Genomic DNA, 9,836 nt, shown 5'->3' on the forward strand with positions numbered 1-9,836 from the left:
AGTTCACTTAAATACAAGAAATAAAATTTTTAACATTTAAGTGAGCTTTCTTAGAAAGATAATATCATAGTATGTACTTTATAACAATGAATATAAAGGAAGTTTTGTGATATAAGAAATGGCTAAATCTAAGGCAATGAGAGATGGATAAAGGTTTTGATAATAATAAAAGATCAGCGTCTTTTGTTCATAGAAGAGTTGTGATTTTTAGTGTTGTTTTTATATTAGTTTCTCTTTTCATTGTGGGTGTTTTAGGTTTTTTTTATCCACAAAGCTATTTGCAAAAGGCGATATTGATATCTTTTTTGATTCTAGCAATTATCGGCGTTGCAACACTCGTTTTGTGTGGAATGGGAATTTTAAGATACCATGTATGGTCGCATGAGGATTTTGATTTTAGCATCTTTAATGAGAGCGATGATGCAATTGTAATCTCTGATCTTTCTGGTTTTGTTTATTATTCTAATCAAAACTATCGAAAAATTCTGACCTATAAGCCTGAAGTGTCTTGTTATACGGTTATTGCTGACCTTCCAGGAGCTGGTGCCCTTTCGTATCGCTTAAAGGTTGCAGCCTGTAACAACCTTGCAGCGCAAGAGGAGTTAAGAGTAGAACAATCAATTTTTATCGATGCTACACCAAAAAAATCTGTTTGGTATAATATTTCCGTTCAACCTATCATAAAACAGAAAAAAAAGCTTTTATTTTGGCGTATTGCTGATATTTCGCATTTACAACAAACGCGAGAAGTTTTTTTCTCGAACCTTCAAGAGGCTATCAATCACTTAGATCAAGCTCCTATTGGTTTTGTATCAGTTAATACACAAGGAACTATTCTTTATGCCAATGCGGTTTTTGCCGAATGGTTTTCAATTGATTTAGCGAATTTCTCGATTGGTCAATATAATTTTGATTCGTTATTTGATAGCGTTGGTGCTAAGAGCTCATGGAGTGATATCTGTTTGCAAACCAATAGATATCAAAGTTCAGGTTACTCTTTACCTTATGGGATTTCTTTATGTTTAAATTCACAGACGACTTGTGAGAAAATATTCCATTGTCTTATATCTGTTTCTTCTCTCTTAGAAGAAGAAGCCATTTATCGTATTGTGATCATTCCACAACAAATACAAAAAGAAGAGGAGGATCAATTAAAATTACCTAGTGTACTAGGAGAATATTTTGATGCGAGTCCTTTTGCAATAGCCGTTGTGAATCATACAGGGCAATTGGTTCATATGAATAAAGCTTTTTCATCACTCACGGGATGTATGGACAAAGCTGTCAATTTTTATGATGTTATTTCTCATCGAGATAGTGTGCAGTTAGAGCGTTCTTTTCAGAGAATTGCATCAAATAAAAATTATTTTGTTTCTCTAGAAACTGTTTTAGAAAAAAATGAAGAATGCCATTTACGGCTTCATATTATGTCTGTACCGCCCTATCACGGTGATGCATTGCAAGATTTGCTTATTATCTCTGTGATTGAAACAACCGAACAAAAAACGCTTGAAGATAAAATGATGCAAAGTCAGAAGATGCAAGCTGTGGGACAATTGGCTGGCGGCATTGCTCATGATTTTAATAATGTTTTAACAGCAATTTTAATGTCATGTGATCTTCTTTTAAATACGCATCGTAGTTCTGATCCTGCACATGCTGATCTAATCAATATAAAAAATAATGCTAATCGTGCAGCTGCTCTTGTACAGCAATTATTAGCTTTTTCTAGAAAGCAAACACTTCGACCTGAAGAAGTTGATTTTACTGAATTTTTATCAGATATTCGCAATCTTATTTTACCACTTTTGGGGAATAATATTCAGTTAAAAATTATCCATGGAAGAGATTTGTGGAGCGTTGAAGTTGATCAAGCATCTTTTCAGCGTGTTATTATGAATTTGGTTATTAATGCGCGTGATGCCATGTTAGATGGAGGTATTGTTACGATTGCGACAAACAATATTACAAAGCAACAAAGTGCTGAATTTAATCATCTTGGTTTAGCAATTGGTGAGTATGTACAATTGACTATTTCAGATACAGGGGCTGGTATATCCGCTGCTATACAAGAAAAAATGTTTGAGCCATTTTTTACAACAAAAGAAGTTGGAAAAGGAACAGGACTTGGTTTATCAATGGTTTATGGAATTATCAAGCAGAGCAGTGGGTACATTCATTGTGAAAGTAAAGAAGGTGAAGGAGCAACATTTCATATTTTTCTTCCCCGTTATATCCCCAATATAAAAGGAAAAATTTCTCAAAAGATTGAAAAAGATGAAGAGAAAGATAAAAATATAGACTTAACAGGATCTGCAACTGTTTTATTGGTTGAAGATGAAGATGCCGTCAGAATGGGGGGGGTAAGAGCTCTTCAAATGAGGGGATATACGGTTTTAGAGGCAGCGAGTGGGGTGGAAGCACTCTCTATTCTTGAGGAACAAAAAGGAGCTGTCGATATTATTGTTTCCGATGTGGTGATGCCAGAAATGGATGGGCCCACTTTATTGAAGGAAGTCCGTAAACACTATCCTGATATCAAATTTCTTTTCGTTTCTGGATATGCAAAAGATGCTTTTGCTAAGAATCTTCCACAAGATGCTGTTTTTGGTTTTTTATCTAAACCTTTTACACTCAAACAGTTAGCTCTAACAGTTAAAGAAACACTTTTGTCATAAGACAAAAAATTCATGCAATAGAAAAATTGTGTATTTTAAGATTTTTTAGGCGAAATACGAGCGTATTTTGATGAATAGAGCTTGTGATAATGTCATAGAACTGAATAAAGAAGAAGAATTTTGAAATTGAAATAAAATTCAAAAAAATCACACATTCTGCACAAAAATTTATGAAGAGATAAACTCTATTATGCCATCATTTCATAGAGATTTTCAATTATAGATACTGAGCACAAGCTATGTATAAAACATTGAAAAATGCTGATTAATAGATTGTTAATACACTCAAAAAGATAAAAGCTGTTGTTGCGTATCGACCATTTTACTCTTCCCTTCAATAAATGCTTTTAAGGCTTCGGGGTAGAGTTTATGTTCTGCTTTCAGAACTCTTTGTGCTAAGCACTCAGCAGTATCATGAGGATAGACTGGAACGGCTGCTTGGGCAAGGATTTTTCCTGCATCCATGTCTTCTGTAACAAGGTGAACAGTGCAACCCGTGATTTTTACGCCTGCTTGTAAAGCTTTTTCATGTGTGTTTAAGCCTTTAAATAAAGGCAAAAGAGAAGGATGAATGTTTAAAATTCGTCCTTCGTAAAGTTTTACAAAACGTGGTGAGATAAGGCGCATATACCCTGCAAAGCAGAGAAAATCCGGTTTATATTGATCTAAAATCGTAAAAATACTTTCTTCATGCTCTTCTTTTGTTTTGTAAATTTTGCGATCAACAATATGAATAGGTAAGTTATGGCTTTGCGCCTTTTTAATACCGTTTGCACGCGGATTATCGCAAATAACTGCGACGATTTCAGCAGGATATTCCTTTTGTTGACTAGCTTGAGCAAGGGCGACCATATTGGATCCATTACCAGAAATGAAAACAATGACTTGTTTTTTCATAAATGCAGTACCCCTTTATAAAGTATTCCTTTATTTTGATCTTGGTGTTTTGTTAAGATGCCAAGGGGAGTTACAGTCTCTCCTTTTCTTTCAAGAGCTTGCGTAATTGTTTCAGCTGCATGCTGTGCTACGATAATGATCATGCCAATACCACAATTGAATGTTCTTAACATCTCTATTTCTTCTATTTTACCTTGTTTGGCAATCCATGAAAATACTGCTGGAACATTGATGGTAGAAAGATTAATTTCAGCGCAGAGAGAAGATGGAATGACACGTGGAATATTTTCAGGAAATCCTCCACCCGTAATATGAGCAAGAGCTTTAATTCCTTCGTATTTTCGCATGATCGGAAGAAGCGATTTTACATAAATGCGTGTTGGTGTAAGAAGTGCTATACCAAGGCTGTTTTCAGGGGCAAAAGGGGCAGGGTCATTCCATTTGAGATAATTTTGCTGGACGATTCGTCGAACAAGCGAAAAGCCGTTGGAATGAATTCCAGAGGCGCTTAGACCTAATATAATATCACCTTCTGTCAAATCTTTTGAAGGGAGTAGCTTGCTGCGTTCGCATGCTCCTACAGCAAAACCGGCTAGATCATAATCTCCCTCTGCATACATTCCTGGCATTTCTGCAGTTTCTCCTCCAATAAGAGCAGCACCGGCTTGTTTACATCCTTCAGCAATACCAGAAACAATTACAGCACCTTGTTCAGGGTCAAGTTTTCCAGTTGCAAAATAATCTAGAAAAAAAAGAGGTTCAGCCCCTTGTACGAGTAAATCATTGACACACATAGCTACAAGATCAATACCGACAGTGTTATGGTGACCTACTTCAATGGCAATTTTTAATTTTGTTCCCACACCATCATTGGCTGCTACGAGGATAGGATCCGTAAAGCCAGCTGCTTTTAAATCAAAAAGGCCACCAAACCCGCCAATTTCTGCATCTGCTCCGGTTCGTTTTGTCGCGCGTATAAAGGGTTTAATTTTTTCTACCATGGCATTACCCATATCGATGTTTACACCGGCTTTTGCGTAGGTAAGACCAACTTTGGATTTATTATTTGTAAGATCTTGATTGCTCATTGGAGCCTTCCTTTAATGGAAAATCAGGTTTTGATATTATGCAATGCCATGATAGAGTTCTCTCTGCAAGAGATATTGATAAGAAAATAAGCAACTTTGCTTGTACCTTATTGTGAAGATGTTTATAATTTTTTGTGAAGAATTTTTAGGATATTCTATGAGCAAGATATCAGATAATCACGGACAGTCTTCTTGGCAGCTTATGAGAAAGAAAGCGAGTGAAAATGCATCTCGTGATCGTTATAAGACTTATGTGCCAGCGTATACTCAATTGCCGTTGCCGAATAATATGAAAAGGCAAATCTTTTTTTGGCTTGGTACGCTGATTTTTTTTATTCTTTTTATGTTTGTTTTTGGATCGATTTTGCTTCCTTTTGTGGCAGGGATTGTGTTAGCTTATTTTCTCAATCCCATTGTTCAATTACTTGAAAAATTTGGTATTCGTCGTGTATTTGGGACTGTCCTCATTACCTTATTTATTGTTATTACCTTTGTTGCTTCTTTGGTTATTTTGATTCCTGTTATTAGTTGGCAAATACAGCAATTTATGAGTGATGGTTTACCTGTTTATATTAATCGTATTCAAACCTTTTTTGTTGAGCATGATTTTGATTGGATAAGGCGCTATTTTGGAAGTGATCCAAATGAATTACGGAATAATATTAAAGGATTTTTGGGAGAAGGTTCAGATTTTATTACGTCTCTTTTGAATTCACTTTTAAAGTCAGGAAAATCTATCGTTAATATCGTTAGCCTATTTGTTGTGGCACCTGTGGTGGCATTTTATATGTTATTAGATTGGCCACGTATGGTAACAGCAATTGATTCGTTAATACCGCGTGATCATCTTGAAACCGTTCGTAGTATTTTTCATGAAATGGATAGAGCTATTGCAGGCTTTGTTCGTGGACAAGGAACTGTTTGTCTTATATTGGGAGGCTATTATGCTATTGGTTTAACGATTGCAGGACTGAATTTTGGTCTTTTGATTGGTATGTTTATTGGTCTTATTAGCTTTGTTCCTTATATCGGCACAATGAGTGGTTTTATCCTTTCTGTTGGTATTGCATGGGTCCAGTTTTATCCCAACAATTGGGGGGGGATCATCGTTGTGATGGCACTTTTTTTAATTGGTCAATTTATTGAAGGGTATATTCTTCAACCCAAGCTTGTAGGTTCATCAGTGGGATTACATCCCGTATGGTTGATGTTTTCACTTTTTGCTTTTTCTTCACTCTTCGGTTTTACTGGTATGCTTGTTGCTATTCCTGCGGCAGCAGCTGTTGGCGTTTTAGTTCGTTTTGCTCTTCATACTTATCTTAGTTCTCAGATGTATTCGCGAAGGGGAAATTCGGAGCCGCTAAAATGAATGGGCGTGAAACGCAATTATCTTTAAATTTTCCTTATGATCCGATTTTTCAATTTGAGGATTTAGTGGTAACGGAAAGCAATCGTATGGCTTTTCAGCTTATTGATCACTGGCCAAATTGGAGCTTACCTATTGCAGTTTTGGTTGGCAAAGAAGGATCTGGAAAAACGCACTTTTCTAATATATGGCTCCAAAAAGCAGATGCTTTCAGGATTCAGCACAATGAAATTGATCAGGCTGTTACTATGGCTTCTTTAGGCAGATCATTTTTGATAGAGGATATTGGTGCAAGTGAAATCAATGAGACAGGACTTTTTCATTTAATTAACAGTATTAAGCAAGCAAATCTTGATGCACGACAAGCTACTTTATTGATGACGGCACGAACACTTCCTTCCGCTTGGAATTTAACGTTAAATGATCTAAAAAGTCGTCTTAATTCGGTGATGTTCGTTGAAATTAATCAGCCTGATGATGCATTGTTAACAGCTGTTGCATTTAAGCTTTTTTCCGATAGGCAACTTATTGTACATCCAGATACGGTTTATTATCTTGTAAGTCGTTGTGAACGTTCTTTATTTTCATTGAAGCGTGTTATTGATTCTGTTGATCAGTTGGCATTACAAAGAAAAAGAAAAATAACACGTGCTGTTATTGCTGAAGTCTTGAATGGAAGAAATCCGTGAACACTCCTCCTTATCATGGCTTACTTATTCTGTTCTTCTATTATTGTTTCAATATGTGGAAAAACAAGTCATTTAAATTTTCTCCGTTTTGGATATCTATTAAGAGTGAAAAATAGTATTTTTTACTTTTGTCATGTGTTTATTTTAAATAGCTTTGAGATTTTATTGTATGATGTTGAAAATTCTTTCCATCTTCGCATTTGAAAATGTTTCTAAAAGAGCGCCTTAATTTTATTTATAATAAAATCTTTGTGCTTTGAAAAAATGTTTGTTGTTTATGGATTTGGATTGTAGAAGATTCTAGAATTTTTAATATAAAGAGTCATTGAGAAGATAGAAAAAGCTTAATACAGCTGAATTTTCTGGCTTATGTTCTCTTTTGGAAAGTTTTCCTATGATATTTAAGTCGTTGTTTTCTAAAATTGTATCTGTAGAATGCGTTTTCATACAGCGAAAGCTTGCTTAAAGCAGAATAAAAACTATGAAATCCTAATTTATTATTTTTTAATATAGATCGAATCTTACTACATAGATTATTTTCTATTATTTTTCAATAACTCTGTTATTGAGTAGGCAAAAAAATTCAGAAATGTGCTTTTTTGTAAAGAAATGCAACAAAATTAAAAAAAAGTGTGTTTTTCTCTTGCACTTCTGTTGTGAAAATTTTAGGAAATGTGCATCAAGTAAATGTAAATGGCGGAGCGTAGCGCAGCCTGGTAGCGCACCTGATTTGGGATCAGGGGGTCGTAGGTTCGAATCCTATCGCTCCGACCATATTTGGTTGAGTGTTTGAGAATGACCCAATTGGGTACGTGTGGTGAGAAACTATCATTCAAGCGTTGTGTAATCTGAAGGAAAAAAGCATGATCGCACGTATTTACAGTCCTGCTAAGACAGCTATGCAGTCAGGTAAGGGGAATACAGATTTTTGGATTTTAGAGTATGAGCCGGTGAAAGCAAAAATGCTTGAACCTCTTATGGGGTACACGGCGACGTCTGATATGAATAATCAAGTAAGGATCCGATTTAATAGGAAGGAAGAAGCAATTGCTTTTGCGCGTAAGAATGCTATCTCTTACCGTGTAGAAAAGAAACATATGTCGATTCGACGTGCTATTTCTTATTCTGATAATTTTCGTAGTGATCGGCAGCATTCTTGGACACATTGAATTAAAGATGCTATTTTGAATTGAGAAAATAATCAATTGGGTCCCGTAGCTCAGCTGGATAGAGCAACGGCCTTCTAAGCCGTGGGTCACAGGTTCGAATCCTGTCGGGATCACCATGTTTAAATGATATTAGTAGGCTATAAAGGGTTTGAGAGTTCTCCTTTTATTCTATTAGCTTATTTCTATGTATAATTCCGAACCTTTTGATGTTTTTGGGTGATTTTGTTACTAAACGTTTTCTGTTGACTGTTTTAGTATAAAATGATTCTGTTTTATCTTTTTTTCAGAAAAAAATTCTTTCGATTTCTGAAACTGTAGCATCTGCATTTTCTTGCCACGTATTGCTACTATATTACATGCTTTAGGAAACAGATTGCAAAAATTCTTTTTTACGAGTTTCTTTTCATCTTTCTGAAAATGATATTTTGTTTCTTAGATTAGATTTAAACATTACGGCTAATGCTGGTAAAATTGCAAAAAAACATCTATTATAATTTTTTTATTTTTTATGAATAATGTCATTACGTTTTTCAGTATGATCTTTGGTAAGATCGATTTTGATTAGATACAAGGCATGATGGATTCGATTTAGAATCGTTTATGAAATATTGAAGAATAAAAACGATATCTGTTTATGATGAAAATTTACAGACAACGCAAGAAGCGGAGAATATCTTCTTGTCTTGGAAGCTGTGATTCATATCGAATTACTTTTTATAGTTTTTTAGTATAAAAGGGTGTGATGTGTGCCGTCCAGATAAGATATTGTTTTTTTCAATGAGAGACATTTGCAGCCAATTTGATTTAACGGGATTATCACTGTTTCTCAGGTAGGGCTATAGATTTCATCAATGTTTAGGTTTTCTTAGTCTTATAGGTTTTAAGGATGTATACTGTGTATTTATAGGCTATCTTGTACATATTTTGTTTGAATTATGAATGAAGATAGATTGCATCTCAGAGTTAAGTTTTTAGATTTCACATTTACATTTTCAAATGTTTTTTCTTATTTCTATATAGTTTCTACCTTATGTTAGAGGTATTTTAGTATTGGATATACAATTATATTAAAATGTTATGCAAATGAGATCTGAAGATCTAAACTTATACGGTTCAAGGTGATCATTATTTCAATAGGAATACAGTGTGAGGAGAATGCCATTTTACGCGCTTGTTTTAAGAGATGTCTCTTTAAGCTCACAAAAGCCCACTTCACGCTGGCGCTCGTGGGTGGTACAATGATAAATCCATTGTGCACTTCATCTTGATGCTTATGAAGGAGAAAATCGGCACTATCATATACTTTGCCTATTTGCCAGCCTCCAATGTTGCGACAGTTCTTGGCACTTAAGACAGTTCATAAAAGCCATTTTTATTCCTTTTTTATACAAATTTTATCCACACGCTCATCCCGCCCTTGCCGTGCAAGGGAATGATTTTGATTGATTCAAGATCAACAGATTTGAAATGAGAGAATCCTACGTTATTTGAGACTCTCATTCAATATGAAAACAGTGAATTATGATTATAAATCAATGTCTTGTATAGGCTTACAGAGACACGGCATGTGTTTGGACGATTGGTTATGGTCACACCAGCAATGCGGGTCACCCCCTTGTCAAAAAAGGCATGTGTATTAGCCAAGAGCAAGCAGAAGAAATCCTTTGTAAAGACTTAAAGCAATTTGAGCAGACAGTAGAGGAATCGGTTACGGTTTCATTAACGGATTTCCAATTCGCGGCATTGGTCTTGTTTTGCTATAATGTAGGAACCGCTGCTTTTTGCAAGTCAACATTGTTGAAGAAGCTTAATCAAGGTGATTATGAAGCCGTACCCTTAGAATTACAGAAATGGAATAAGGTCGGTGGGAAGCCTCTTGCGGGTTTAGCCAACCGTCGAGCAGCAGAAGCGGGATTATGGGTAAAAGGGTCTTATGTTTCTTCAAATTA

7 protein-coding genes and 2 tRNA genes are annotated in these 9,836 nt (G+C 35.3%); 7 read left to right on the plus strand and 2 right to left on the minus strand.

The genetic code is table 11. The features are described from left to right. Positions 1-143: 143 nt before the first annotated feature. Positions 144-2,678 carry a response regulator gene (locus ACFIKU_RS05095; protein WP_375656878.1) on the plus strand — a complete coding sequence of 845 codons (2,535 nt, stop codon included), beginning with the start codon at positions 144-146 and terminating at the stop codon, positions 2,676-2,678. Between the two features lie 285 nt (positions 2,679-2,963). Here the strand turns inward: ACFIKU_RS05095 and purN are convergent, their stop codons facing one another. Both purN and purM read right to left on the minus strand, forming a co-directional pair. Beyond that, complete coding sequence (purN, locus tag ACFIKU_RS05100; protein ID WP_375656879.1) at positions 2,964-3,575, minus strand: phosphoribosylglycinamide formyltransferase; 612 nt, start codon at positions 3,573-3,575, stop codon at positions 2,964-2,966. Further along, a complete protein-coding gene (gene purM, locus ACFIKU_RS05105; RefSeq protein ID WP_375656880.1) occupies positions 3,572-4,663 on the minus strand; it encodes a phosphoribosylformylglycinamidine cyclo-ligase in 1,092 nt (363 codons plus the stop codon). The genes purN and purM overlap by 4 nt, the downstream gene beginning before the upstream one ends. A 157-nt stretch (positions 4,664-4,820) precedes the next feature. Here purM and ACFIKU_RS05110 point away from each other — a divergent pair, with 157 nt between their 5' ends. From ACFIKU_RS05110 to ACFIKU_RS05135, 6 genes are all read left to right on the plus strand, one after another. Then, complete coding sequence (locus tag ACFIKU_RS05110) at positions 4,821-6,032, plus strand: AI-2E family transporter (RefSeq protein WP_375656881.1); 1,212 nt, start codon at positions 4,821-4,823, stop codon at positions 6,030-6,032. Beyond that, positions 6,029-6,718, plus strand: coding sequence for a DnaA regulatory inactivator HdaA (hdaA, locus tag ACFIKU_RS05115; RefSeq protein WP_375642444.1), 690 nt, complete (start codon positions 6,029-6,031; stop codon positions 6,716-6,718). Before ACFIKU_RS05110 ends, hdaA begins: the two co-directional genes overlap by 4 nt. Before the next feature lie 697 nt (positions 6,719-7,415). Next, a tRNA-Pro gene (locus tag ACFIKU_RS05120) sits at positions 7,416-7,492 on the plus strand. A gap of 89 nt (positions 7,493-7,581) precedes the next feature. Continuing rightward, positions 7,582-7,887, plus strand: coding sequence for an ETC complex I subunit (locus ACFIKU_RS05125; RefSeq protein WP_375656882.1), 306 nt, complete (start codon positions 7,582-7,584; stop codon positions 7,885-7,887). Between the two features lie 39 nt (positions 7,888-7,926). After that, a tRNA-Arg gene (locus ACFIKU_RS05130) sits at positions 7,927-8,003 on the plus strand. Between the two features lie 1,462 nt (positions 8,004-9,465). Beyond that, a partial coding sequence (locus ACFIKU_RS05135; RefSeq protein ID WP_375656886.1) for a lysozyme occupies positions 9,466-9,836 on the plus strand: 371 nt, incomplete at its 3' end.

Source organism: Bartonella sp. CM120XJJH, from assembly GCF_042194715.1.
GTDB lineage: Bacteria > Pseudomonadota > Alphaproteobacteria > Rhizobiales > Rhizobiaceae > Bartonella.

Excerpts from the sequence above, each read along its gene's own strand:
- ACFIKU_RS05095 (WP_375656878.1), top strand. The coding sequence starts at position 144 with ATGGATAAAGGTTTTGATAATAATAAAAGATCAGCGTCTTTTGTTCAT.
- purN (WP_375656879.1), bottom strand. The coding sequence starts at position 3,575 with ATGAAAAAACAAGTCATTGTTTTCATTTCTGGTAATGGATCCAATATG.
- purM (WP_375656880.1), bottom strand. The coding sequence starts at position 4,663 with ATGAGCAATCAAGATCTTACAAATAATAAATCCAAAGTTGGTCTTACC.
- ACFIKU_RS05110 (WP_375656881.1), top strand. The coding sequence starts at position 4,821 with ATGAGCAAGATATCAGATAATCACGGACAGTCTTCTTGGCAGCTTATG.
- hdaA (WP_375642444.1), top strand. The coding sequence starts at position 6,029 with ATGAATGGGCGTGAAACGCAATTATCTTTAAATTTTCCTTATGATCCG.
- ACFIKU_RS05125 (WP_375656882.1), top strand. The coding sequence starts at position 7,582 with ATGATCGCACGTATTTACAGTCCTGCTAAGACAGCTATGCAGTCAGGT.